Here is a 26,402-nt window from a genome sequence, read left to right as displayed (position 1 = left end):
TTGTGCATTTAAAAAACATGAAAACATGGGGACGGTTAATAGGAAATTATGTTTATAACCTCAATTTATAGTCAAGGATTATAAAAGAAAGAGTTTAAAAGATTATAAATTGAGGTGATTAATATGCCGCGTAAAGCAAGGCAAAAAACAGAGAATGCAATATTTCATATAATGGCAAGGAGCATAAGTGAAGTTGATTTATTTAAGGACGATGAAGATAAGAATTCTTATTTATATTTTGTTAAAAAGTATCAAAAACTATATTTATTCAAAGTCTATGCCTATTGTCTTATGGATAATCATGTACATATAATGATAGATGCAAATGGTTCAGACATATCAAAGGTTATGCATGGGATAAATTCCTCATATGTAAGGTATTTTAATAAAAAACATAAGAGACATGGTCATCTCTTTCAGGATAGATTTAAAAGTAAAATGGTTTCAGATGAAAGGTATTTAAGGGCATTATCGCTCTATATACACAATAATCCAACTGATATACAGGATTATAAAGATAATCCAGAAAAATACTATTTTTCAAGCCTTGGAGTATATCTTGGATTAAGGAAGGATGCTTTCGAGTTAATAAAGTGTCGATTTTTAATGAGTTTTTTTGGAGATACACAGAAAAAAGCAAGGAAAAATTATATTAAACTTATTTTTAAATATAACAATAAAAAGATTGAAGAGGAAATTGACTTTGAAAACGAAGAAACTGAGTATAGAAGCGGAAGAACAACACTTATTAGGAATTTTAGAGCAGAAGACATAATTGAGTTTATAGCACAAAAGTTGAATATAGTAGAGGTAAAACTTTATATGAAGAATAGAAGGGAACTTGTTGAAGCGAAAGCAATAATTGTTTTATTAATGAGAAGTCTTTGTAACTATAAATGTACTGATATATGCAGTGTGCTTGGAAATCTTTCGCAAGTAAGGGTCTCAGAATTGAGTAGTATAGGCATTAGGTTAATGGATAATAAAAAATATAAAGATATTGTGAAAGAATTTATAGAGTGCTATTCGATTTAATCTGATATTATTAGGTAAATTATATTAAAAATAAAAAATGTGATTGTAAAGATTTTTTGATTTTCAATGACAGGACAAGCATAAATAACATTTCATTAATCGGGGAGTATATAACTATTGTAAGTTGATTTTTTATCATTCTTCTTTACTTTAGTTAAAGCATGAAGAGGGGGAGTGAGCTTAAATAACTAGTAACCGTCCCACTCACGCACGGAACTACGCCCCAGCCTAGCCGACATCCGAAAAGCCAAAAAGACAAAGGACGGTTAACAACTAAACAGTTGTTAACCGTCCCCGGTTTTTAAATCACATGAATAGTCTTATCCTTAGTACAACGAATTAATTTCTTACTACCATCAACTACTGTTTTAAATAGTACCTTTCCGCCCCAGAGCTCCACAATGTGTTTTAAGGTTTTATAAGCATAGGTCATTTCAAGGTCTCTACCGTCATGCTCATGAGCAATTAGTAGGGTATTATCCTTAGTGGAGTATTCTTCCACTTTAATATAAGGTATTGAGCCCATTCCAACACTAGTTGCTAAGGTATCTCTGATTTTTTTCCAACCGTCTTCATCAGAGACTTCTTCAATAATATAATCTTTATTTTTTTTATTATACTGGAACATATTCATCTCTTTACAAAGATCTTCAGTAAGATATTTTCTCATAAAGGATTGGTCTCTTTCTAGTTTTCTAACTTCAAATATTTTATCTCTACCATATTGCTTTTCAATATCTTCAAACATCTTAAATCCAACAAAATAAGGATTTATTGCTCCTAAGAAAGGTCTTATTACTTGATTATGTCTACTTAAAAACTCCATATGGAGACTCTGTGGAAGGTCTAATTTATTCAATATCTTATAGTGCCAGTAACTTGCCCATCCTTCATTCATGATCTTAGTCTCAATTTGAGGTATAAAGTATTTTGTTTGCTTCATTACAATTTCAAGTATATCCTTTTCCCAGTCTGTTAAATTACTGTATTCAATTAAGAAACTCATAATATCGTCAGTCGGTTCTAGAGGAATTCTATTTAAATCTGGAGGATCAATTTCCTGTTTTTCATCTAAAATTCCATGTCGCTGTGTGTCTTTTTTATACTTTGCTAGGAGTCTTTTTTTCTTCTCTTCCATAGATAATGTTTTTTCCCCTATAACTCTAGCTGTATGAAAACTTAATGCATGAGCAGCATCTAAAATCCTTTCTACCTTTTCGTAGCCAATAGTTGGGTCAGAAATATATGATCTAATTCTATCTGAATGGTTTTTGAACATTTCAACTGTAGAATCTGCTCTGGTTCCTTCTGCAAATAATCTATTATTTTTAAAAAAATCATTATGACCGTGTACATGAGCCATGGTTAATATCTGCAAGAGGAGGGTGTTATCCTTCATAAGATAAGCAATGCATGGGTCAGAGTTAATTACCATTTCATATGGTAATCCCTCTAAATTATAATTGTAGAATGTTTTCTTTCTTTCATAAGCCTTTCCGTAGCTCCAATGGGGATAGTGTGAAGGCATTCCCACATAAGCTTCAAAGCATATCATATCCTCATAGCTGCAAATCTCATATTCTTGAGTGTAACAATCTAATCCTTCTGATTTTACGATATCATTAATTTTGCTATCCCATTCTTGCAGCATTTCAATTGTATAATCAATCATAGATAAATCATTATTCCATAAGGCCCTTTTCTTTGCTTAATATTTTTTTCAGGGCTGGAATAATATCCTCCTTTCCAGACATAGTTACAACGGAAAAATTATCATATTTTACATTATTCAAAAATTGCTGTTTGATTGTGCTGCTTGGGATATATCCTCCAATACTTATCTGGCCATAACCAAAGAGATTACAGGTTTCTGAAAGTTTCTTTGCAGCTTCTACGGCTTTTTCATTATCCTCTCTCCAGTTATCACCATCACTGCAGTGAAAGGCATAGATATTCCAAAGAGCAGGATTATATCTTTTTTCAATAATTTCCAATGCTTTATTATACCCACTACTTATATAAGTTCCACCTGACTCACCTTTATGAAAGAATTCCTGCTCACTTACTTCTTTACCTACTGTTGTATGAGCTATAAAAACTACTTCAACATTTACATATTTTATTCTTACAAACTGATATAATAAGAAATAAAAACTTCTAGCTAAATATTTTTTTGTGATGCTCATTGAGCCGGAAGTATCCATGATGCACATTACAACAGCATTACTTTCTTTTTTAATATCATTTCTAATGTGATAATATCGTAAATCATCTTCCTTAAAAGGAAATCTATCTGTTTGTCCTTCTACTTTTTCACTATCTAAGTTTCCTAATTCATCAGCTAAGTTTTTGCCTCTTTCAGTAGCTTTTTTTCTTTTTATTTTTTCTAGTACTGATCTTTTCTTTGCTAGGCGAGGTTTGATTCCCTTTCGCTGATAACCTAATCTTTTAAATTTCTTTTCAGATTCTATTTCACTAAACTTTTTTCTTTCCATATCTGGAAGTTCTAAATCATCGAAGAGATAATTAATTAATTCTTCAATAGTAATCTCAGTTTCGTAAATATCTTCGCCTTCATTGTTGCCAGCTTCTTGATCCCCCTGACCTTTTTGCATTTCATCACTGCCAATTTTATCTCCTCGTTTTTCTTCACCAGTACCTGAACCAACACCAGGTTTGTTCTTTCCATATATAAATCTATATTCTTTAATTCCTTTTATAGGAATTTTAATTTTCTTATCCTTACTTTGACCAATAATACTCTCTTCAGCAATTATATTTCCTAAGTTTCTTTTTATAGATTCTTCAATTAATTTTTTATGCCTTAATCTATCTTCTGCAGAACGGTCTCTTCTGCTTCTATCATATTCCCTAAATATGCCCAAAGTGTCACCTCCTTAAGCTTTCGTAATTTATTTTGATATGCCTTATTAATCTTTCCATAAATTATTAGCTGCATATTTTAGGATTACGTTACAACAATGCTGACAATATCCATTTTTCTCCATCTCGTCAACCATTGCATTATACTTGTCATTCTGTTCCTCATCACGTACCTTAGTGCGTGTGATAACTCTACTTAATTCCCGTACAGAAGTAGTTAGTTTTTTCTCAATTGCTTCTTTTAGAGGCTGATAAGAAGTATAGTCAATTTTGCCACCATTTCTTATAACATAGAACATATAAGAAGTAACATCCTGCCTAAATCCCTTAGAAGAAGAATTAGTAATATTTATTTGTTCTTCTATTGATCTCATGAAGGTTTCATCTGGCTCTAATTCCTCACCAGTACTCTTATCTTTAATTTTGCTTTTGTTTACATAAGCTTCTGCATGGTCTAAATAATTATTAAATAAATCTTCAGCTTGCTCTTTATATCCATGTATAAATGCTTTTGTAACTTCTTTTTCAAGAATTTTGTTATATTCTTTCTTTATTATATTCTGCAAGAAATTTAAATAATTTTTCTTAGTATCTTCACCAATAGGCAGTTCTTTTACAGATTTAGTCAGCATTTCAAGAATTGAGATAGGGTTTATACAATTATGAGGTGACTCAGCTATTGCTTGATCTATTGCTTTCATAATAAATCTTGGAGAGATACCTGTCATACCCTCACGAGGTGCAGCTTCACGAAGCTCGCTTATGTCAATTTTCTTAGTTGCACCTTTTTCAACAATCTCTTCACCATTATAAATTTTTAACTTGGTTAGAGCGTTAACTTTGCTAGATGGGACTAAACGAGTTAAAATAGCAAACATTGAAGCAACCTCAATTGTGTGAGGGGCAATGTGAGCACTGAAAGTACTTTTGCCCAACATTTTTTTATAAATCTTAAGTTCTTCATCTAATTGAAGACAATAAGGAACCTCAATTCTAACTATTCTATCTAAAATTGCTTCATTAGTATGATCTGATTTAAACTTATTCCATTCAGCCTCATTAGAGTGTGCTAAAATAATTCCATCAAAATATATCATTGATGATTTACCCGGGGAGGGGATACTCTTCTCTTGAGTTGCTGTAATCATTGTATGAAGATATTCAACTTCATTTTTGAACACTTCAATAAATTCTACAAGTCCTCTATTTCCAACATTGAAAGCACCATTTAGTGATAATACTCTTGGGTCATCTTCAGGGTATAAATCCATTTTTGATATATCTACAGAACCAACAAGTACTGAAGTATCCTGATTATTAGGATCAACTGGTGGAACTACTCCAATACCGTTTCTTGCTCTAATGCTAAAGTCATGTGTCTCCACAGCAAAGTTTTCAAATTCTCCGTGGTATTCATGTTTTAACTTATATCTACAAGCAGGGCATAAATCACCTTCAATTTTTACATTCAATAGGTCTTCGAATTGTTTTCTAAGATGATAAGGAACTAAATGTAGAGGTTCTTCTCTCATAGGACATCCTTTAAGAGCGTATACAGGTTCACTCATCTCAAGACCTTTCTTTAGAGCTTCCATTATAGAGGATTTTCCTGCTCCAACTGGTCCAACTAGGTATAGAACTTGACGTGATTCTTCTCCTTTCATAGCAGCGGTATGGAAGTATTTAACGATTTCCATTAGAACCTTATCTATACCAAAAAAGTCATCCTTAAAGAAGTTATATTTCTTTATTACATCATTTCCATATATTCTTCTTAATTTAGGATGCTCAGCAGTATTTAGTGTTTCTACACTTTTATTAGTAATAGTTGAGTACATTCTTTCATGAGCTAACATAGCTATTGAAGGGTTTTCTTTGAGTATATTTAGGTAATCAAGAAATGTGCCATCAAAATGTTTCTTTTTTTTATCATCTCTATCTTTTTTTATAAGATCTGAAAATTGAATCATAAAATTTGCATACCTCCTTTGAAGTAGAAATAATTATCACCTGATGTTATTTATAAAATAAATCAGCTTTACCAACTTGAAAATAAATATAATTCTACCTTACTAATATTTATGTTATGAATTCCTAAATTAAGACAAGAATTTTCTGAAAAATAAATATAAGGCATATTCAAATAAATAACAAGTCAGTATGCTAGTCTGTTTTGTGGATTACTTCATCCTTGGAACCCACTGATAGAACTGCTATCAGCGGAACCTAACTCTTCGTACTCCACAAAATATCCGTTGCATCTTTGACTTGTTATTTATTTTCATACGCCTAAATTACCAGTCATTGAAATAAAACAAAAAGCTTTAGGAGAAAGATCCTAAAGCTTTAAGTGAGTGGAAAATTAAATTTTGAATTTGTTTACCATTTCATTTAGTCCTTGAGCCAAGTTAGATTGAGTCTCTGCAACATTTCCAACTTCATCAGCAGCTTCTGTAGTATGATTTATATTTTCACTTATATTTGTAATATTTGATGTTACATCAGTTACCGTAGTAGTAACTGAGTCAATTGCTCTTATTAACTCTTCAACAGAAGATGAGATTTCTTCTGAATTAGTTGATAAGTCATGAACCAAGCCTGAAACTTCCTCGGAATCTTTTAATGAGGATTCTGCTCTATCAATCATAACATTATAATCACTTACTACCTTTTCATCCATAAATTCAAGAAGATTATTTGAATTGTTAGATAAGTTTTGGAAGGCAACCTTAACTTGTCCAACAGTCTGCTGAATATTGGTAACAGTTTGTGAAGACTGTGATGCTAATTTTGAAACTTCATCAGCAACAACTGCAAATCCTTTTCCTTGTTCTCCTGCTCTTGCAGCTTCAATTGCTGCGTTTAGTGATAAGAGGTTTGTCTTTTCAGCAATGTCAGCAATTATATCCGCCATATTACTTATTTCTTCAACAATCTTTCCTTCTTCAATTGCATTTAAAATTGATTTTTGCTTTTCCTTGTAAGTCACTAAAGCATCATTTTTAGCTTTTTCAAAATCTACTCTCATATTATGAGCACTTTTTTCGATTTCTTTAGCAAATGTATTACCTTCTACAGCTTTATTTTTTAATCTATCTAAAACAGCAGTTATCTCTAATCCAGAAGCGTTCATTTCTTCAGTAGCAGCACTTGTTTCTTCCATTGCAGCAGCTATTTCGTGAGTACTTCCATTTATACTTTGAATTTGTCCAGTTACTTCTTCAATTGTTGCTGATAACTCCTCACTACTTGCACTAACTTCCTGGCTATTTAAAGAAATTCCATGAATTAATCCTTGAAGTTCATCTGCCATTGTATTTATTGCTGAACTTATTTGACCAATTTCATCCTTTGACTTTACCTCAGCTCTTACAGTTAAATCCCCTTGGGAAATTCTTTTTATTATATTTAATAGAGTAGGTATTTCTTTTAAAAGATATCTAATGATTAAGAAGGCTATAAGAAGAAGTAATACTAATCCTGAAGCAAAAGCAATAAACATAATGAAATTTAATTGAACTAAGCCTTTAAGAACTTCTTTCTTTGTTATATTTGTTCCAACTGACCAACCGTTAACGGTAACTGGAGCGTATGAAAAGAATTTTCCAACATTATTGTATTTATAATCATCAGTTCCATTTTCACCTTTAACCATCTTCTTACCTATTTCTCCAAGCTCTCCGTCCATTTCTGTCATATTATCATTTAATATTTTTGAACTTTCAGGATGATAGATTATTGTTCCTTTATTATCAATTAACACGGAGTATCCTGAGTCACCTAACTTATATTGATCCATAATATTTGATAAATCATCTATAGTAATATCTACTGCAATAGCTCCTAGTGGCTTGCCATTTGAAAATATCGGTTTAGCTATAGTTAAAACATTTTTATCTATAGTATCATCATAATAGGGTTCAGTAAAAAACAATTTTCCAGCAGAAACTGTATCAGTATACCACTCTCTTGAATGTAAGTCCCAATCAGCATCAGGCTCCCACTCATCATCAATAACAATGTAGTTTGCATCATGAAGTACTAAATATACATATTCAATATTATCAGTATTTTCTTTTGTACTTTTAAAGGTATGAACTATATCATTATATTTATCATTATTTCTTGCTTCACCTTTAATTTTAACTTCGTTCATATAGTTAATAATATTTTTATCGTTAGAAAGCTGTTCAACTATTCTAGCTTTATCAGCGAAGAAGGCTGAAACTTCTTTAGAAAGAATCCTAGCTTCATAGCTTAAATCCCCTTTAACATTTTCAACGATATTGTTTTTTGTGTATGTATTTACAACTAATCCTGTTGCTGCAAAAATTATAATGGATAAAATTAAAAAACTTCCAATAATTTTAGCGGCAATGTTTCTCTTTAAGTTCATACAATGTCACTCCTCTTTAATTTTAAAATATTTTAATGTTTTTTTAAAAAAACTTTAATTATTTTTAAGAATTAATTAACCATATCATTATTTTCGTCAATTTTCTTATTTTCTAAATAGGCATCACATAAATCTTTGAATAGAAATTTATGATAATGAATAACGGATTATCCATATTTCCTAATTATTTAGGAAATATGTAAAATAAACTGCATATTTATTCAGTAAAAAAGTAAGTAATGAAATAAAAAGGTAGAATGTCGAAAAAAAGAGGAACAATAAATCTGATAAATCTTATTTGTTTGTAGGGGCAATAAAACTGTAGCTGTTTACTCTGATAATTCTTGATTTTGTAATTGATTAGTTGAACTTATAAAACTGCATTTTGAGGAAAACTGTATTGCTATATGATTTTAAAAGTGATACAATGCGAATAGTCAGAATAATCAGAAATTATGAAACTATGAATTATAAAATAGAAAATGAGGTGATAAAACAAATGAGTTGGATTCCTTTTTTATGCTTAGGAATAGGATTAATTGTTGGATTTCAAAGATTGACAACTTCCATTTTGAAAGTTATAGATTTGCTGACAAATCTGTCATTGGTAGTTCTCATGCTAACTATTGGTGCCAATATCGGGACCAACGATTTGCTTATGTCTAATTTGCCGAGAATTGGATTAGACTGTGTAGTAATAGCTTCACTGGCTATCGTATTTAGTATATTTTTTACTTTTATTCTTGAGAAAACAATCTTGCCGTTAGAAGAAGTCAGCAGGAAATTATCATCAGAAAAAATCAATGTAAATAATGTAGATGGTGAAATTGGTCTTTTGGAAGAAGAAAAGAAAAAAACATCACCATTGATTTGGGTGATGCCTATCAGTATCATTGTTGGTATCCTTTTTGGGAATTTTATGATGCCTCAGAATTTAATTTTTGTTTTAGATTATTTATTGACTATCGCACTGGTAGTTCTTTATGTTAGTGTTGGAATCAGTTTGGGTGCTAATCGCATGGTATTTAAGTATATTAAAGTATTGGGATGGAAGATTGTTTTACTTTCAATTACTATTTTTATTGGAAGTATAGTGGGCGGAACTTTATCGGGAATCATCCTTAAGCTACCAATACATATTTCAGTCATATCTGCCAGTGGTATGAGTTATTATAGTATAACAGGAGCTTATATGAGCCAGGTATATGGAGTTGTGGTGGGGACATATGGATTTATGGTAAATGTTATGAGAGAATTTCTCACTGTTTTGTTTTTACCGTTTATTGTTAGAATCAGTAAAGGTAGTCCAATTGCCTCAGGAGCTGCTGGGAATATGGATACCATGTTGGTCCCTGTAACAAAATTTGTCGGACCAGAATTAGGATTAGTCACTCTGGTTACAGGAACGATTCTTACCTTTGCGGTGCCATTTATCCTTCCTATGTTGTACAATCTCTTTTCATGATTTATAAAAGTAGTGTAATATATTGATAAACCTAGAGTTTTATATCTAAATAATAAAGCTCTTATTTCTTTCTTAAAATAGAATAGGTGAATATATTATTGAGTTAATTACATTTAATAGTAATTTATGGTATCATATACTTATGAAAAGTTGGATACATTTTATACTGAACAATGATATTGATAGGAGGTAAGGTTAGAGAATGGATGAATTTAAAAATAGGGTAGAGGATGAAATTATTAAAACAGCAAAAAAAAGATTAAAAATAAAGAGAAGTTTTAAAGTTCATAGAAATATATATTTGATTGTTGTAATATGTTTCACCCTTATGATGACTACGATAGGGTTATTTGAAGGTGAGTTTTTTGAGACAGTTGTAGCGGCACTAATAGTAGCACTAGGATGGGGAATAGGAGTGGGAATACACTTTGTGACTTCCATGAGTCAGTTAAAAGCATTAGATGGTAATGAGTTAGAAAGAGAGATTGAATATTTAAAAGGTAGATCAGGATTTAATTCACTAGAAGAACAGAAGAACAATGATGTATTTAAGATGAATATGGATAGAATAAAAAATCAGAATTCTCTAGAGAAGAAATAAAAGGGCATGTAGCCTAAGCTACATGCCCTATGTATCTATTCCCCAACGATAGGATTATAGATTTTGTTCGTATTGCTGTACCATTTTCTTAACCATTTCTCCACCAACAGAACCACATTGCTTAGCTGTTAAGTTTCCATTGTACTCAGTAAATTGAACACCTAGTTCGCTAGCAGTTTCCATTTTAAATCTTGCTAATCCTTCTTTTGCTTCAGGTACTAAATTTTTAGCCATTAAATATTCCTCCTTTGTAATGGTTTATGATAGTAGTTTGTACTAAGAAGGACGATATTATAGTAGTAGATTAACGGGAAAATTGGTTAGAATATCCGTCGCATCTTTGAGTTGTAATTAAGTATTAATCAAGGCCTTGAATTAATTGTCCTGCAATTTGAAGTCCGAAATATAAAACTAAATATAATCCTATAATATATTTTTTTTACTAAGGAATAATTTATAAAGTTCATTTTTAATTAAACTAAGCAATTTTAGTTTTTCAATTAATTGTTTTGCTTATTAATTGTTTTGAGTAATTAATTCAATAGAATCAAGATCTTTATCTAATAGTTCAGATACCTTTCTTTGTATAAGAGTTTCCCCCTTATTAATAATTATGGAATTATTTTATTGATCTCTTCAATGCTCTCAGATTATTGAAAGCAAGGCTTTACATTTTATATAATATACGATTTTCCCATTAAAACTCTATCAAATTCTCCTTCCCAATTACCCGTAAGATTATGATAATACATTTTATCGTTACCTTGATTTATTAATGTTTTTATTAGTTCTTCTTTTTTAGCTACATTTTTATTAAACAGAAAAATTCTCTCTGTACTATAGCCGCATTTATATTTACCTGATTTTAAAAGCTCAATCAATTCCTTTTCATTAGATGGAGTAGATTCTAATTCATTATAATAGATACCGATGTCTTCAGAATTATGAGCATCAGAATTGCTGATTAAATTACAATTTAATTTTTTAGCTAAATCAGTAATTAATTGGCTATCATCTTTTCCAATATTAGTAGAATGAATTTCAAGCGCATCTGGTACATATTTTTCTATATCTATTTCAATATATTCCTTATACCTATATGGGTGAGCTTTAGCAATATAACCATCTTTCTCACGTACAAATGCATATAGTTCAGGGTATGTCCATTTTTTTTCTTCAATTAATTTATCATGTATTCCTAATACAAGTATATCTTCTCCATTGTCTTCCATTCTAACTTCGATACCACCGAAAATCTTGAAAGGATGATATTTCTTATTTAGCTCTTCAAGATGCTCTATAGGTACAAGTTTATTGTGATCAGTAAATACGATAGCATCTAATCCGAATTCTATAGCTTTTTCTATATGTTCCTTTTCAGATGCTATACTGCAGGAAGAGCGTTCTTTAGCATGAACATGCATATCGATTTTCATATGTATAATCTCCTTTGTATTAAGGCATATTCAAATAAATAACTAGTCATAGGTTTATGGTGCGTATCTTTGACTTGCTATTTTTTTATATGTCTCACTTTTGAAATAAATTGTATGTAAATATTGAACAATAATAGTATTATTGAATCTATTATACATTATTTATTATAATATATTGATGTTATTCAGAATATTTAATCATGAATAATGAAAATATATACAATAATAAGTAATAATATGATATAATTTGGTGAAAAACATAATTTTTCATATTCTTTAAAAAGTATTGATATTATAGAACTTTTGGAGGGACTTACAAATGAATAAAAATAATAAAGAGTTAAATAAGAGTTTTCTTATTATGTGTTGGATAATTGGAATTATATACTCAGGGGCATTTTTAGGGTGTATGAAAGCAGATAAAATAAGTATGCTTATGGCTTCAATTGGAATTTCCTGTTTTATATTTTCACTTGTGTTTGCTACTATAGTATATAAAAGAAATAATAATACTAATAAGCTGATTTCTATAATATCTCCTTTTTTCGTATCAGCATATTTTATTGTTATATTTGGTTCTGAAATTAAGCTTGGGTTTTTAGTAATAATACCTTTAGTAGTAACTTCGAGTATATATCTTGAAGTTAAGCATATTATTCTTCCATGTGCTACGGCTATTATCTCTAATATTGTTTGGGTTTTTATTAATATAAATGATGTATACGTTCAAGATACAATGGAAACACAACTTGTAGCAATAATATTATTTTGTTTTACTATGTTTGTTGTAACAAAAATTTCAGGTAATAAAAAAATAGAAGCTGAAAACGAGAAGCTAATAGTTATGAGGGCTAATGAAAAGCAACAACAAATGGTAAAGGATATAATTGAAGTTGTGAAAATAATAAATGAAAATTCTAACAATGTTAATAGTATTATTGAAAAAATAAAAGTTTCATCTTTAGGGGTATCCTCTGCAATTGATGAGATTTCAGCTGGTGCGGCTAATACTTCAGAGGAAATTCTAATTCAGACTTCAGTTATACAGAATATTGAGGATAAAATAGAACATACAGTAGTTGTATCTAAGGAAATGAAGGAATCTGCTAGCTTGAATGAAAAACAAGTTATACAGGCAATGAAAATTGTGGAGGACTTATCAGAAAAATCTGAGGAAATTAAAGATAAAAATAAGGAAGTGTTGGACAGTTCACTAAAATTAAAAGACGCTGCTGAAAATATTAGACAGATAACTGAAATGATAACAGATATTGCTGAGCAGACTAATTTATTAGCATTAAATGCAGCAATTGAGGCTGCTCGTGCAGGAGAACAGGGTAGGGGTTTTGCTGTAGTAGCTGAAGAAGTGAAAAAACTTGCAGAGCAAAGTAAAACTTCAACAAGTGATATATCTATTATTATTGATGAACTTAGAAGTGAAGTTGAAAAATCAAATAAGTCAATTGAAGATCTATCAAATATAAATAATAAACAAAATAAATTAGTATTACAGACAAGAGATACTTTAGATAGTATAAAAAGTGAGAGTAGTGATTTAGGATTTAAGGCTGATGAAGTTGATATAGAAATTATTGAGGTATCTGAGCTTAGTAATAGAATTAACTCTGCTATAAACAATTTATCTGCTATAGCTGAAGAAACTATGGCAAATGCGCAAGAAACTTCTGCAAGTGCAGCGGAGTATACCTTGCTGGCTGATGATGCAAAGAAATGTGTTGATGAGCTATTGAAGTATGGGAATAATATGAACAAATATATAAATGAGTAGATATTTAAAATCCTATTTTAAAAAATTATTGCTAAATGTAAAATTAGTAAGGTTACTATTTGGAGGGAGATACAAATGAATAAAAATAATAAAGAGTTAAATAAGATGTTTCTTATTATGTGTTGGATAATTGGAATTGTATTATCAGGGGCACTTTATGTGTGTATGAAAGATGATTTAATAAGTGGGCTTATGACGTCTATTGCAATTTTCTGTTTTATATTTTCACTTGTAATTGCTACAGTGGTATATAAAAGAAATAATAATACTAATAAGCTGATTTCTATAATATCACCTTTTTTTGTATCAGCATATTTTATTGTTCTTTTTGTTTCTCAAATTAAGCTTGCTGGGTTAGTAATAATACCTTTAGTGGTAACATCAAGTATATATCTTGATGTGAAGCATATTATTCTTCCTTCTGCTACTGCTATTATTTCGAATATAATATGCTTTTTTATTAATAGTAATGATACATTTGTTCAAGATACAATGAAAACGCAACTTGTAATCATCATACTATTTTGTATTACTATGTTTGCTGTAACAAAAATTTCAGGTAAGAAAAAAAATGAAGCTGAAAAAGAAAGACAACAAGTTTTGAGGGCTAATGAAAAGCAACAACAGATGGTAAACGATATAATTGAAGTTGTGAAAATAATAAATGAAAATTCTAATAATGTTAATAGTATTATTGAAAAAATTAAGGTTTCATCTTTAGGGGTATCCTCTGCAATTGATGAGATTTCAGCTGGTGCTGCTAATACTTCGGAGGAAATTCTAACCCAGACTTCAGTTATACAAGATATTGAGGACAAAGTAGAACGTACAGTAGTTGTATCTAAAGAGATGAAGGAATCTGCTAGTTTGAATGAAAAGCAAGTTCAGCAAGCAATGGAAATTGTGGAGGACTTATCAGTTAAATCTGATGAAATTAAAGAGAAAAATAAGGAAGTGTTAGGGAGTTCACTAAAATTAAAAGAAGCTGCTGATAATATTAGACAGATAACAGAAATGATAACAGATATTGCTGAACAGACTAATTTATTAGCATTAAATGCAGCTATTGAGGCTGCTCGTGCAGGAGAACAGGGTAGGGGTTTTGCTGTAGTAGCTGAAGAAGTAAAGAAACTTGCAGAGCAAAGTAAAAATTCAACAAGTGATATATCTATTATTATTGATGAGCTTAGAAGTGAAGTTGAAAAGTCAAACAAATCAATTGAAGACCTAGCAAATATAAATAATAAACAAAATAATTTAGTAGTACAGACAAGAGATACTTTAGATAGTATAAAAAATGAGAGTGGTGATTTAGGACTTAAAGCGGATAAAGTTGATGTTGATATTACTGAGATATCAGAGCTTAGTAATAGAATTAACTCTGCTATAAATAATTTATCAGCTATAGCAGAAGAAACTATGGCAAATGCACAAGAAACTTCAGCAAGTGCAGCGGAGTACACTTTGCTGGCTGATGATGCAAAGGAATGTGTTGATGAGTTATTGAAGTATGGAAATAATATGAATAAATATATGAATGAGTAGATAATTTTTACGTTCAGCTGCTCGTTCGCTTTCTTCCTTAGCTTGAGCTTTTTCAATGTCTGAAATTCTGAAGATGGAAAACAGAATTAAAACAATATATTGTACTTTGTTAACAAAATAAATGCCAAGAAATACACTTGGCATTTATTTGATTTTATAATCAAATAAAAAAATTAATACTGCAAATGATAGCATAGATTATAATGTTTATGTCAACAAAAATAATAGAAAACTAAGAGGTATAAATATGATTTTATCAGGAAAAGAAATTAAGAACAGGCTAGGAAAAGATATTATAATTGAACCCTTCAATGAAGAACAGCTTAACCCAAATAGTTATAATCTAAAATTACATAATAAGCTTTTAGTTTATGAAGAGAATGTTTTGGATATGAAAAAGGATAATAAGGTTAAGGAGATAACGATACCATCAGAAGGGTTATTATTAGAACCAAATAAACTATATTTAGGTAGAACTGTTGAGTACACAGAGACAGATAGACTAGTGCCTATGTTAGAAGGAAGGTCTTCAATTGGAAGATTAGGTTTATTTGTTCATGTAACAGCAGGATTTGGTGATGTTGGTTTTAAAGGATATTGGACACTAGAAATATTCTGCGTACAGCCAATAAGGATTTATCCTAATGTAGAAATATGCCAGGTTTATTATCATAATATTGAAGGTGAATATGATAAATATATTAGTGGAAAATACCAAAACAATAAAGGTATACAACCTAGCATGCTTTATAAAGATTTTTAAGACTGTTAAGAAGCCCAATCTCGGCGTCACTAAGGCTCTTTGTGCTGCTCATGTACCTAATTCGTACACTGCGCTGCTCGTTCGCCTTGTTCCTTTATCTTGAACTTTTTAATCAGTCTGAAATTCTAAAGACGGAAGATAGAACAAATTCAATACAATATAACTTTTTAATTAAGAAAAGGTGCGTTTTAGCACCTTTGTTTGGTATTGAATAAATTTTTGTGTTAATAATATAAAGATTACAAATCTAGTATAATGTTAAAATTCTAATAACAACTTTGTTATTTAGTATTTGTCATTGTAGAATGAAGTAGCATGTGATAGACTACAATTAATGACTGACCGAACAGTCGGTCGAGGGATTAATCAAACAAAGGAGAATTTGAATGAGTAAAATATCTAGTTTTAGTGTAAAAAAACCAATTACTATTATAATGTCTATTTTGATAGTAATTATTCTTGGAGCTGTCTCACTGACAAATCTTACTACGGATTTACTTCCAAGTATTAATCTACCTTATGCTGTGGTTTCTACATCATACTTTGGAGCTAGTCCAGAAACGATTGAACAAATGATTACAAAGCCTACAGAAAATTCTATGGCTACGGTGAGTAATATTAAAAATATACAATCCGTGTCTCAAGAGAATATGTCAATGGTAATTCTGGAGTTCAATGAAGATACAAATATGGATTCAGCATTAGTTGAGATTAGGGAAAAGCTTGACATGATAACAGCATATATGCCAAGTGAAGTTGGAAATCCGATGATTATGAAAATAAATCCTGATATGATGCCAATAATGAATTTTTCTTTATCAGTTAAGGATAAAGAAATTTCTGAGCTAACCTTCTGGTTTGAGAGTGTTATTGTACCTCGTATTGAAAGGATCCCAGGGGTAGCGTCTGTAACATTAACAGGTACTGCAAAAAATGAAATACAGGTAAAGTTAAACAATGAAAAGATTGAAGAGTTGAATGACAAAATGAGGCAATCTCTTCCACCAGGAGCACCATCACCGGGAATTATGATTACAAAAGACATGATTTCTGGAATACTTAAAGGTCAAAACTTCAGTATGCCTAGTGGCTATATTAATGAAGAGGGTACAGATTATCTTGTACGTGTTGGAGATAAGTTGGATGATTTAGAAGAAATTAACACATTGACTATTATGTCAAGTCCATTAATGACTGTGACTTTAGAAGATGTTGCAGATATTAATATGGTTGATATATCTGAAGAGTCATATTCAAAGGTAAATGGCCAAGAGGCAGTAATGATATCTATTCAAAAGCAAAACAATTATGCAACAACTGATGTTGCTGAACTAGTAGAAGAAGAGCTTGATAAGATTAACATTGAGTTTGAAAATGTTGAAACTGTTATGTTGATGAATCAGGCTGATTATATAAATGACTCAGTCAAATCTGTAAGTAATAATCTTTTATATGGAGCGCTACTTGCAATAGTAATTCTTTTAATCTTCTTAAGAGATTTAAAACCAACAATTATTATTGCCCTGGCAATACCAATAAGTGTTATGGCTGCTTTTATAATGATATACTTCTCAAAGATGACATTAAATATTATATCAATGGGTGGGCTTGCTCTTGGAATCGGTATGCTTGTAGACAATTCAATTGTTGTTATTGAAAATATATATAGACTTAGAAATGAAGGGATAAGCGCAAAAGAAGCTGCTATTAAAGGAGCACAACAGGTAGCTGGAGCTATTACAGCATCAACGATTACAACAGTTTGTGTATTTGCTCCCGTTATATTTATGAAAGGGATAACAGCTGAGATTTTTAAAGAAATGGCTCTTACTATTTCATTTTCACTGATTGCAAGCTTAATTATTGCACTAACGCTAGTGCCTATGATGGCTTCAAAGATAATGAAGAAATCTCAAATTAATAAAGAGCATAGAGTATTAGATGGTATGAAAAAAGTATATACTGGAATATTGAGATTTTCTCTTAAACACAAAATTTCAGTTATTCTATTAGCATTAGTGTTATTTGTAGGTAGTATTTATGGGTCATTGCAGATGGGAACTGAATTCTTCCCTCAGTCTGATCAAGGACAGATAATGATAGATGTAACAATGCCAATAGGCGTGGAATTTGAAGACACAGCAGAAATGCTTGATAAGTTAAGTGAAATAATCGGTAAGATTGAAGATGTAGACACTGTAGGGGCATCTGTTGGTGGAAATATGATGTTCGCAATGATGAGTGGAAGTGATTCAGCTAGTATGAATGTACTTTTATCAAAAGAGAGAAGTCGAACAACTAAAGAAATTGCACAGGAAATTAGAGAAGCTACTTCTAATCTTGAATGCGAAGTTAGTGTTTCAGAGCAGGGTATCAATATGGGAGCTATGGGTGGTTCAGGCATATCTATTATGATTAAAGGATATGATGTAAATACATTAGAAGATATGGCAAATGATATTGCTGGTATTGTTCAATCTGCTGAAGGAACAACTGAAATAGATAATGGTATTTCAAAAACATCTCCTGAATTAAAAATAACTGTAGATAGACAGAAGAGTATAGAAAAAGGATTAACTACTGCTCAAGTTTTCGTGGCAGTAAAGGATGCTATAAGTGAAGAGAATAAAGCATCAAAACTTACCTTAGATGGTCAAGAATATGATATTAGTGTTTATGAAGATGATGCAAATAAACAAGAGATAGATATTGAAGGAATTAAGAACTTAACAATTGAGACCCCTATGGGTATGAAAGTAAAGGTATCAGATGTAGCAGAAGTGGGGATAGAATCAGGTTATGCATCTATTAAAAGGCATGGGCAGACTAGATATATAACGGTAGCTGCTGCAATCAAAGATGGTTATAATGTTGGTTTAGTGGGAGAAGATATTGAAGAAAAAATTAAAAATTATGATGTACCTGAAGGATTTACTGTTGAACTGCAAGGGGAACAAGAAGAAATTCGAAGTTCATTTACAATGTTACTATATGCATTATTGTTAGCTATTGTATTAATATATATGGTAATGGCATCACAATTTCAATCATTACTATATCCATTTATAGTTATGTTCAGTATACCATTAGCCTTTACAGGTGGATTCTTAGGATTATTTATTACTAATACACCAGTTAGTGTTGTTGCTTTAATAGGTCTTATAATACTTGCGGGTATTGTAGTTAATAATGGTATTGTAATTGTGGATTATATAAATCAATTAAAAGATGAAGGAAAATCCACTTATGATGCTGTAATTGAAGCGGGTAATACAAGGTTTAGACCAATTATTATGACAGCTTTAACTACTATTATTGCTCTATCAACAATGGCTATAGGTGTAGGTGAAAATGCAGAAATGATGCAACCTATGGCGATTACAGCTATTGGTGGATTAATATATTCCACATTACTTACATTAATAATTATCCCTGTTATATATACTGCACTTGATAAGTTAAGAAAAAAAAGAGTGTAAATATAGGAGGTAATGATTATGAAGCAAAAAGAAATTTTAATATACAATGCAGTAATTGATATCGTTGAAGAACAGGGCTTTCATTCAAATATAAAAATCTCAGATATTGCTGAAAGAGCTGGTATTGGAAAAGGTACAATATATGAATACTTTAAAAATAAAGATGAAATATTAGCAGGATCTATAATGTATCTACTGCAAACTAGTTTGAAGGATGTTGTAAATGATAATATGCAAAATGATTTAAACTTTAAAGATGATTTGATTAATCATATTCATAAGGTATTAACCACCTTATCATATAATATTGGCTTTCATGGTTTACTTGTTTCAGAGAATGTAGGGTGTATGATAAGCGGAGATATGAAAAATCAAATTAAAGCAATGGTACAAGAAATGAGAGCCAGGCACAAGGTAATATTCAATGATATTATAAAAAAAGGGGTATCAGAAGGTGTAATTTCAGAGGAGATTGATGAATTTGATATTGGGGTTGCAAAGACAACAATAATGTCAAGTATCATTGAATATATTCATACAATGAAAACTTCTAATTATAGTGAAGAAGAATTTGTTAGTAAATTATATAATATAGTAGTTAAAATTCTATCGTAGGCACATATGAATTTAAAGTTGATGACAAAGATTTTTGTTATCAACTTTTTTGTTTTCTCATCAAACAATTTTGTTTTATAGATTGTTAGTAGAATATTATCAATTTTTTAGTTAATAATAAAAGATGGTTGATATTAGTAAAGGAGAAAAGTATATGAAGATTGGAATACCTAAAGGGTTACTCTATTATAAATATCATCCTTTCATGGAGACATTTTTTTTAGAGTTAGGAGCAGAGATTATTGTATCAGAGGATACTAACAAAGCAATCTTAAATGAAGGAGTAAAGTGTTGTGTAGACGAGGCTTGTTTGCCTATAAAAGTTTTTCATGGTCATGTGGCTTCTATTAAAGATAAATGCGATATTCTTTTTATTCCTAGAATAATGAGAATAAGAGAGAATGAATTCATATGTCCCAAATTTTGTGGGCTTCCTGAAATGGTGGTAAATTCTATAGCTGATATGCCAGAAATTATTGGAACACCAATGTATGCAGATAGTGATAAGAATTTAAGAAAGTGGGCAATGAAAGCAGGTAGAAGAATAACTCCAAATATTTTAAAAATAGAAAAAGCATTTAACAAGGCATTGATAGCTCAAAGACAGCTTAAGGTTGGAACAAAGGATGAAGGATATGAAAAGAATGTATTATTAGTAGGTCATCCATATTTAATATACGATGAATATATAAATATGAATCTTGTTAAAAAGCTAAATAAATTAGGGGTTGGAGTAATAACTGAAGAGCATATTGAAGATGAACATAAAGATGCAGAGGTAAGTACTCTTTATAAAAAACCATTCTGGTCCTTTGTAAGGGACTCATATGGTGCAACATTACACTTAAGTAAAAATGAAGAGATTGATGGAATTGTCTATTTATCATCCTTTGCTTGTGGAATAGATTCTGTAATTATTGAACTTATTCAGCATAATAATTTGAATACTCCAATGCTTTTATTAAAAGTTGATGAGCATAGTGGTGAAGCGGGGTTTGATACAAGAATAGAGGCTTTTGTTGATATGATGGAAAGGAGAAATAAAATTGAAGGTAACATTTCCACACATGGGTAATATTTATCTTGCAGCTAAAGCTGTGTTCGACACCTTGGGAGTTGAATATGTAATTCCTGAACTTAATAATAGAAAAGCACTTGATGTTGGGGTAAAGCATTCTCCAGAGGAAATATGTTTGCCCTTTAAGATAATGATAGGGAACTATATTGAGAGTATTGAAAGAGGAGCAGATACTGTTATTATTGTTGGTAGCTGTGGACCATGCAGGTTTGGGGAATATGGTGAGCTGCAAATGAAACTAATTAAAAGACTTGGTTATGATGTTGATTTTGTTATGTTAGATGCTCCTAAAGATATTGGTGTTAAAGAGTTCTTAGATAGAATTAGCAAAATAACTTCTAGTAGTAAAAAAAGTAAGATTGAAAAGATGATGGCCATTAAAAATGGTATTACAGTTATAAATCTTTGTGACAGTATAGATGCTATAGCACATGATTTAGCTGGATATGAGGTTAATAGAGGAGAATGCAAAAGACTTTTAAAAGAATACAAGGATAAGGCGTTACAGAGTAATGGTGTTGATGAATTAATTAACATATTAAAAGAATATAAAAAGAAGATTAATAACATAAGGATTGATAAAAATAAACAACCAGTTAAGGTTGGCATTATTGGTGAAATATATACTGTAATTGAACCTTTTTCAAATCTATATTTGGAAGATAGATTAATGGATTTTGGTGTTTGTACTAAAAGATCTTTAACACCTAGTTGGTGGGTTAAAGACTTACTTATGAAGAGTTTTAAACTTAATTCATTAGATATTAGAAGAGCTTCACTTAAGTATCTACCATACTACATTGGTGGGCATGCTAGAGAGTGTATAGGAGAGACCGTTCTAGGGCAAAGAAGTGGACTTGACGGAGCTATTCAGTTATTTCCAATGGGGTGTATGCCGGAGATAGTTAGTAAAGCAATACTTCCAACAATCTCTAAAGATAAGGATTTTCCTATTCTTACACTTGTAATTGATGAAATGACAGGAGAAGCTGGATATATAACTAGAATTGAAGCTTTTTTAGATATGCTTGAGAGGAGGAAAAAAGAAAATGTATTATATGGGAGTTGACGTGGGTTCTGTTAGTACAGATGTAGTATTAATAGATGAAAACAATAATATAATAGAACAAATCTATATTAGAACAAAAGGAAGTCCAATAAATGCTGTTCAAAATGCATTTAAGACTTTAAAGGAAAAATACAATGATAAACAAATTCAAGCAGCTGGAACTACTGGAAGTGGAAGACATATAGCTTCTTATTTAATAGGAGCAGATATAGTTAAAAATGAGATTACAGCTCATTCAGTTGCTGCTCTAGAAATAGATAAAGATGTAAGAACAATTCTTGAAATTGGAGGACAGGATTCTAAAATCATTATTTTAAATAGAGGAATAGTATCAGACTTTGCAATGAATACAGTATGTGCAGCAGGAACCGGATCCTTTCTAGACAGGCAGGCAGAAAGACTTGGAATACCTATTGAAGAGTTTGGGAATTATGCTGTAAAGGCAAAAAACTCAGTGAGAATAGCAGGAAGATGTGCTGTTTTTGCTGAATCAGATATGATTCATAAGCAACAACTTGGTTACGATAAATCAGATATAATAAAAGGATTATGCGATGCTCTTGTAAGGAACTACTTGAGTAATGTAGGTAAAGGGAAGAACATACAGTCTAAGATATTCTTCCAAGGAGGAGTTGCTACTAATAAAGGTATGATAGCAGCATTTGAGGAGGCATTAGGTTGTAAGGTGTATGTTCCAAAGTATCATAAAGTAATGGGCGCGTTAGGTTCAGCTATTCTAGCTAAAGAGAAAGTGAAGGAGAAAAAAAACACAAACTTTAAAGGCTTTAATGTAGCTGATATGGAAATTAAAACAAAATCTTTCGAATGTAAAGGATGCTCTAATGGATGTGAGGTTGTAATGATCAATGATGAGAACACAACATTAGGATGTTTTGGAGATAGATGTGGAAAATGGAGTAGTAGTTACGTTGAAAAAATAATTAATAGTTAATAGTATAGATATCTATAGGTAGCCATAAACAATAATGTGTTTATGGCTTTTATTTTGAAGAAAAGGCATGGATGTGTTAATATATAACAATAAAATAAAAAATTATAAATATAAGTGTTATTTGGGAGGGGAAAGTATGAATTGTAGAAACATAATTAGGCAAATACCCATTGAAGACTTTTTAAGGAAACCTGAAAAATTTTATTTAAAAGTATCTCCAGATGGAAATAATATTTCATTTTTGAAGCCTTATGAAAAAAGACTTAATTTACATATACAATCTATTAAAGAAAAAGAAGAGGTAAGAATAACAAATTCTAAAGATAGAGATATAGCTTTCTATATTTGGGCTAATGATAATCGTATAGTTTATATGCAGGATAAAGGTGGAGATGAAAACTATAGATTATATGCAGTGGAGTTAGATGGAGAAAATTTTAAGGAATTAACACCATTTGATGGAGTAAGAGCTGAAATTTTAGATGAATTAAAATGTAGTAATGAAGAAATATTAATACTTTTAAATAAAAGAGATAAAACATTATTTGATGTTTATAGAATCAATGTTAATACAGGTGAGTTGAAAATGGTCGCTAAAAATCCGGGGGGAGTTACTCAATGGATAGTAGATCATAATGGGGAAGTAAGAGCGGCTGCATGTTGTGATGGAACAGCAACTAAAATATTATATAGAGAGTCTGTAGAAGAAGAATTTCATTTAGTACTTGAAAGTGATTTTAGAGAACATATCTCTCCAATATTCTTTAGCTTTGATAATAAGAATATATATATTTCATCTAGTATTGGAAGGGACAAGTCTGCAATATATGAATTCAATCCAAGAACAAAAGAAAATATTAAATTAATATTTGAACATGATGAAGTAGATGTTGACGAACTTCTGAAATCAGATTTTCATAAGAAGATTATTGGAGTTAAATATTATACAGATAAAGAGCATATTCATTTCCTAGATAAAGAGAGGGAGACAATTCATAGTAAAATTGAAGGAAAATTAAAAGGTCTCAGCATATCATATGAAAATATGAGTAAAGATGAAAGTAAAATGATGATTTATGCTTATAGCGACATTAATTCAGGAGAATATTATCTTTATGATATTAAAAGAGATGAACTTATTAAAATATGTAATTTAATGCCATGGCTTAAAGAAGAAGAAATGTGTGAAATGAAGCCAATAAAATTTGAAGCAAGAGATGGATTGATAATTCCAGGTTATTTAACCCTGCCAAAAGGAGTTGAACCAAAAAATTTACCAATAGTTATTAATCCTCATGGAGGTCCTTGGTACAGAGATGTGTGGGAATTTAATCCCAAAGCACAGTTTTTAGCTAATAGAGGTTATGGTGTTCTTAATGTTAACTTTAGGGGATCTACTGGTTATGGAAGAAAGTTCTTAGAGGCTAGCTTTAAGCAGTGGGGAAAAGATATGCAGAATGACCTTACAGATGGAGTTAATTGGCTTGTTAATGAGGGAATTGCAAATCCTGAAAGAATAGCAATATATGGGAGATCCTATGGCGGATATGCAACTTTAGCTGGAGTTACATTTACTCCTGACTTATATGCTTGTGCAGTAGATGAAGTTGGACCATCAAATCTATTTACATTGTTAGAGGACATGCCACCTTATTGGGAGTCATTAAGAAAAATGTTCTATGAAAAAATGGGAGATCCTGAAGAGGATAAGGAGTTATTGAGAGAAGTATCACCTGTATTCCATGTTGATAAAATTAAGACTCCATTATTTATAGTTCAAGGTGCAAATGATCCAAGAGTTCCAAAGGATCAATCTGATGGAGTTGTAGAATCATTAAGAAATAGAGGGGTAGAAGTTAAATATATGGTTAAAGATAATGAGGGACATGGATTCCATAATGAAGAAAATATTATAGAAATGTTTAAAGAAATGGAGAGTTTCTTGGAAGAATATTTATAATATAAAGATAAGCTATCAAAGTGTGATATATATTTTGATAGCTTTTTTTATGAAATGATAACACTTAAGAAAATTAAAGTCTTGAATGAGAAATAAATATATTGTCTTTCAAATATAAAACAAAGTAGGTGATAAATTAATATGAAAAGGAAAGCAGGATTAACATTAAGAATAATTGGATTCATATTAATTGTTATATCAATAGGAGAAGCAATAAATATTTTGATGTAACTATTGCAAGAATATTAAGGGTAATAGGAATGTTAGTTTTAACTATAAGAGTATATTTAGGCTGTAGTTATGCAGAAATAAAGGAGCAAATTATACAAAAGAAGGGGAAAAATTAGATGTTTTGAAGAGCTGATATTATATGCTATACTTTCTGTGTGAGTAGTCTTAAAATGTTATGAGGAGGTAATTAAAGTGAAAAATATTGTATCTATAGATTGGTTATCAGAAAACTTAAATAATGAGGATTTAGTTATATTAGATTGTAGATTTGGAATGAATGATCCGCAATATGGATTAAACGCTTATAAAAAGTCGCATATAAATAATGCGGTATACATAGATTTAAGAGATTTAACAGGTGAGGTAAGTGAACACGGTGGAAGACATCCGCTACCTTTAATGGATGAGTTCATAAAGATGATGGAAAACTCAGGAGTTGATGAGGAAAAAGCTGTAGTTATTTATGATGATGGTCAATTAGCGCCGGCATCTAGACTTTGGTTCATGTCTAAATATATTGGTATAAAAGAGGTTTATGTACTTAATGGTGGATTTAAAGCTTGGGTTGAAAGAAATCTTCCTGTAACTGATAAAGTGAATGAACCAAAAGAATCAAACGGTCTTACAATGAAGATTAACTCTAAATTGATTTGTGATGTTGAGTACGTAAGGGAAAATCTTAATAAAGAAGCGTCTATAATAATAGATTCTAGAGCAAGAGAACGATATTTAGCATTAGAAGAGCCTATTGATAAGAAAGCAGGGCATATACCAGGGGCTGTAAATTACTTTTGGAAAGATAATTTTGATAATCTAGAGGTTAAAGATTTAAATGCATTAAATGAAAAATTTCATGAATTAAAGAACTATAAAAAACTAATTGTTCATTGCGGATCAGGGGTTAGTGCGTGTGTGAATGTTCTTCTAATGAGTGAAGTTGGGTTGAAACCAATTCTTTACTTAGGAAGTTGGAGTGATTGGATAAGTTATGAAGATAATGAAGTCATATGTGAAAAATAGATATTATTAATAAAGCAGTTCATTAGGCGGGTGTTTTATTATTCAAGTGATTCTTGTAAAATTATGGTATAATATATTTTGTATA

General features: G+C 30.6%; 19 protein-coding genes. 13 read left to right on the top strand and 6 right to left on the bottom strand.

Going from position 1 to position 26,402, the window contains the following annotated elements; genetic code table 11:
* Window positions 1-123: 123 nt before the first annotated feature.
* Window positions 124-1,035 carry a transposase gene (locus tag KDK92_RS02825; RefSeq protein WP_250857531.1) on the top strand — a complete coding sequence of 304 codons (912 nt, stop codon included), beginning with the start codon at window positions 124-126 and terminating at the stop codon, window positions 1,033-1,035.
* A gap of 301 nt (window positions 1,036-1,336) precedes the next feature.
* Here the strand turns inward: KDK92_RS02825 and KDK92_RS02820 are convergent, their stop codons facing one another.
* From KDK92_RS02820 to KDK92_RS02805, 4 genes are all read right to left on the bottom strand, one after another.
* Window positions 1,337-2,704 (bottom strand): SpoVR family protein, encoded by a 1,368-nt coding sequence (locus tag KDK92_RS02820; RefSeq protein ID WP_476739428.1) that lies wholly within the window; start codon window positions 2,702-2,704, stop codon window positions 1,337-1,339.
* 13 nt (window positions 2,705-2,717) lie between these two features.
* A complete protein-coding gene (gene yhbH / locus KDK92_RS02815; RefSeq protein ID WP_250857529.1) occupies window positions 2,718-3,920 on the bottom strand; it encodes a sporulation protein YhbH in 1,203 nt (400 codons plus the stop codon).
* Window positions 3,921-3,965: 45 nt separating this feature from the next.
* Window positions 3,966-5,885 carry a serine protein kinase gene (locus KDK92_RS02810; protein WP_476739427.1) on the bottom strand — a complete coding sequence of 640 codons (1,920 nt, stop codon included), beginning with the start codon at window positions 5,883-5,885 and terminating at the stop codon, window positions 3,966-3,968.
* A gap of 395 nt (window positions 5,886-6,280) precedes the next feature.
* Window positions 6,281-8,314, bottom strand: coding sequence for a methyl-accepting chemotaxis protein (locus KDK92_RS02805; protein ID WP_250857527.1), 2,034 nt, complete (start codon window positions 8,312-8,314; stop codon window positions 6,281-6,283).
* Window positions 8,315-8,777: 463 nt separating this feature from the next.
* Here KDK92_RS02805 and KDK92_RS02800 point away from each other — a divergent pair, with 463 nt between their 5' ends.
* Both KDK92_RS02800 and KDK92_RS02795 read left to right on the top strand, forming a co-directional pair.
* Complete coding sequence (locus KDK92_RS02800; RefSeq protein ID WP_250857526.1) at window positions 8,778-9,779, top strand: LysO family transporter; 1,002 nt, start codon at window positions 8,778-8,780, stop codon at window positions 9,777-9,779.
* A gap of 202 nt (window positions 9,780-9,981) precedes the next feature.
* A complete protein-coding gene (locus KDK92_RS02795) occupies window positions 9,982-10,380 on the top strand; it encodes a 2TM domain-containing protein (protein ID WP_250857525.1) in 399 nt (132 codons plus the stop codon).
* Between the two features lie 54 nt (window positions 10,381-10,434).
* On the opposite strand, the gene KDK92_RS02790 is transcribed toward KDK92_RS02795, so the two are convergent.
* Together KDK92_RS02790 and KDK92_RS02785 are read right to left on the bottom strand one after the other, a co-directional pair.
* Window positions 10,435-10,614 (bottom strand): alpha/beta-type small acid-soluble spore protein, encoded by a 180-nt coding sequence (locus KDK92_RS02790; protein ID WP_250857524.1) that lies wholly within the window; start codon window positions 10,612-10,614, stop codon window positions 10,435-10,437.
* A gap of 440 nt (window positions 10,615-11,054) precedes the next feature.
* On the bottom strand, window positions 11,055-11,816 hold the full coding sequence (locus KDK92_RS02785; protein ID WP_250857523.1) for a PHP-associated domain-containing protein: 762 nt from the start codon (window positions 11,814-11,816) through the stop codon (window positions 11,055-11,057).
* Between the two features lie 319 nt (window positions 11,817-12,135).
* Here KDK92_RS02785 and KDK92_RS02780 point away from each other — a divergent pair, with 319 nt between their 5' ends.
* The 10 genes from KDK92_RS02780 to KDK92_RS24755 all read left to right on the top strand — a co-directional run bounded on the left by KDK92_RS02780 (window position 12,136) and on the right by KDK92_RS24755 (window position 26,317).
* The gene (locus KDK92_RS02780; protein WP_250857522.1) at window positions 12,136-13,605 is read left to right on the top strand and encodes a methyl-accepting chemotaxis protein; all 1,470 of its coding nucleotides are present in this window, start codon (window positions 12,136-12,138) and stop codon (window positions 13,603-13,605) included.
* 75 nt (window positions 13,606-13,680) lie between these two features.
* On the top strand, window positions 13,681-15,150 hold the full coding sequence (locus tag KDK92_RS02775; protein WP_250857521.1) for a methyl-accepting chemotaxis protein: 1,470 nt from the start codon (window positions 13,681-13,683) through the stop codon (window positions 15,148-15,150).
* Between the two features lie 247 nt (window positions 15,151-15,397).
* Window positions 15,398-15,913, top strand: a complete 516-nt coding sequence (gene dcd, locus KDK92_RS02770) for a dCTP deaminase (RefSeq protein WP_250857520.1) — start codon at window positions 15,398-15,400, stop codon at window positions 15,911-15,913.
* A gap of 386 nt (window positions 15,914-16,299) precedes the next feature.
* Window positions 16,300-19,392, top strand: coding sequence for an efflux RND transporter permease subunit (locus KDK92_RS02765; RefSeq protein ID WP_250857519.1), 3,093 nt, complete (start codon window positions 16,300-16,302; stop codon window positions 19,390-19,392).
* Between the two features lie 18 nt (window positions 19,393-19,410).
* A complete protein-coding gene (locus tag KDK92_RS02760) occupies window positions 19,411-20,007 on the top strand; it encodes a TetR/AcrR family transcriptional regulator (RefSeq protein WP_250857518.1) in 597 nt (198 codons plus the stop codon).
* A 154-nt stretch (window positions 20,008-20,161) separates the two neighbouring features.
* Window positions 20,162-21,082: an acyl-CoA dehydratase activase-related protein gene (locus KDK92_RS02755; RefSeq protein WP_250857517.1), complete on the top strand. Its 921-nt coding sequence runs from the start codon at window positions 20,162-20,164 to the stop codon at window positions 21,080-21,082.
* On the top strand, window positions 21,054-22,154 hold the full coding sequence (locus KDK92_RS02750; protein WP_250857516.1) for a 2-hydroxyglutaryl-CoA dehydratase: 1,101 nt from the start codon (window positions 21,054-21,056) through the stop codon (window positions 22,152-22,154). The genes KDK92_RS02755 and KDK92_RS02750 overlap by 29 nt, the downstream gene beginning before the upstream one ends.
* Entirely contained in the window at window positions 22,135-23,106 is a 972-nt protein-coding gene (locus KDK92_RS02745) for an acyl-CoA dehydratase activase (protein WP_250857515.1), read from the top strand. Before KDK92_RS02750 ends, KDK92_RS02745 begins: the two co-directional genes overlap by 20 nt.
* Window positions 23,107-23,242: 136 nt before the next feature.
* Window positions 23,243-25,066: a S9 family peptidase gene (locus KDK92_RS02740; protein WP_250857514.1), complete on the top strand. Its 1,824-nt coding sequence runs from the start codon at window positions 23,243-23,245 to the stop codon at window positions 25,064-25,066.
* Between the two features lie 423 nt (window positions 25,067-25,489).
* The gene (locus KDK92_RS24755) at window positions 25,490-26,317 is read left to right on the top strand and encodes a sulfurtransferase (protein WP_250857513.1); all 828 of its coding nucleotides are present in this window, start codon (window positions 25,490-25,492) and stop codon (window positions 26,315-26,317) included.
* Window positions 26,318-26,402 lie beyond the last annotated feature (85 nt).

This window comes from Oceanirhabdus seepicola, assembly GCF_023684385.1.
Lineage (GTDB): Bacteria > Bacillota > Clostridia > Clostridiales > Clostridiaceae > Oceanirhabdus > Oceanirhabdus seepicola.
This window is presented reverse-complemented; position numbering and strand designations above follow the sequence as displayed.

Excerpts from the sequence above, each read along its gene's own strand:
- KDK92_RS02825 (WP_250857531.1), top strand. The coding sequence starts at position 124 with ATGCCGCGTAAAGCAAGGCAAAAAACAGAGAATGCAATATTTCATATA.
- KDK92_RS02805 (WP_250857527.1), bottom strand. The coding sequence starts at position 8,314 with ATGAACTTAAAGAGAAACATTGCCGCTAAAATTATTGGAAGTTTTTTA.
- KDK92_RS02800 (WP_250857526.1), top strand. The coding sequence starts at position 8,778 with ATGAATTATAAAATAGAAAATGAGGTGATAAAACAAATGAGTTGGATT.
- KDK92_RS02795 (WP_250857525.1), top strand. The coding sequence starts at position 9,982 with ATGGATGAATTTAAAAATAGGGTAGAGGATGAAATTATTAAAACAGCA.
- KDK92_RS02790 (WP_250857524.1), bottom strand. The coding sequence starts at position 10,614 with ATGGCTAAAAATTTAGTACCTGAAGCAAAAGAAGGATTAGCAAGATTT.
- KDK92_RS02785 (WP_250857523.1), bottom strand. The coding sequence starts at position 11,816 with ATGAAAATCGATATGCATGTTCATGCTAAAGAACGCTCTTCCTGCAGT.
- KDK92_RS02780 (WP_250857522.1), top strand. The coding sequence starts at position 12,136 with ATGAATAAAAATAATAAAGAGTTAAATAAGAGTTTTCTTATTATGTGT.
- KDK92_RS02775 (WP_250857521.1), top strand. The coding sequence starts at position 13,681 with ATGAATAAAAATAATAAAGAGTTAAATAAGATGTTTCTTATTATGTGT.
- dcd (WP_250857520.1), top strand. The coding sequence starts at position 15,398 with ATGATTTTATCAGGAAAAGAAATTAAGAACAGGCTAGGAAAAGATATT.
- KDK92_RS02765 (WP_250857519.1), top strand. The coding sequence starts at position 16,300 with ATGAGTAAAATATCTAGTTTTAGTGTAAAAAAACCAATTACTATTATA.
- KDK92_RS02760 (WP_250857518.1), top strand. The coding sequence starts at position 19,411 with ATGAAGCAAAAAGAAATTTTAATATACAATGCAGTAATTGATATCGTT.
- KDK92_RS02755 (WP_250857517.1), top strand. The coding sequence starts at position 20,162 with ATGAAGATTGGAATACCTAAAGGGTTACTCTATTATAAATATCATCCT.
- KDK92_RS02745 (WP_250857515.1), top strand. The coding sequence starts at position 22,135 with ATGTATTATATGGGAGTTGACGTGGGTTCTGTTAGTACAGATGTAGTA.
- KDK92_RS02740 (WP_250857514.1), top strand. The coding sequence starts at position 23,243 with ATGAATTGTAGAAACATAATTAGGCAAATACCCATTGAAGACTTTTTA.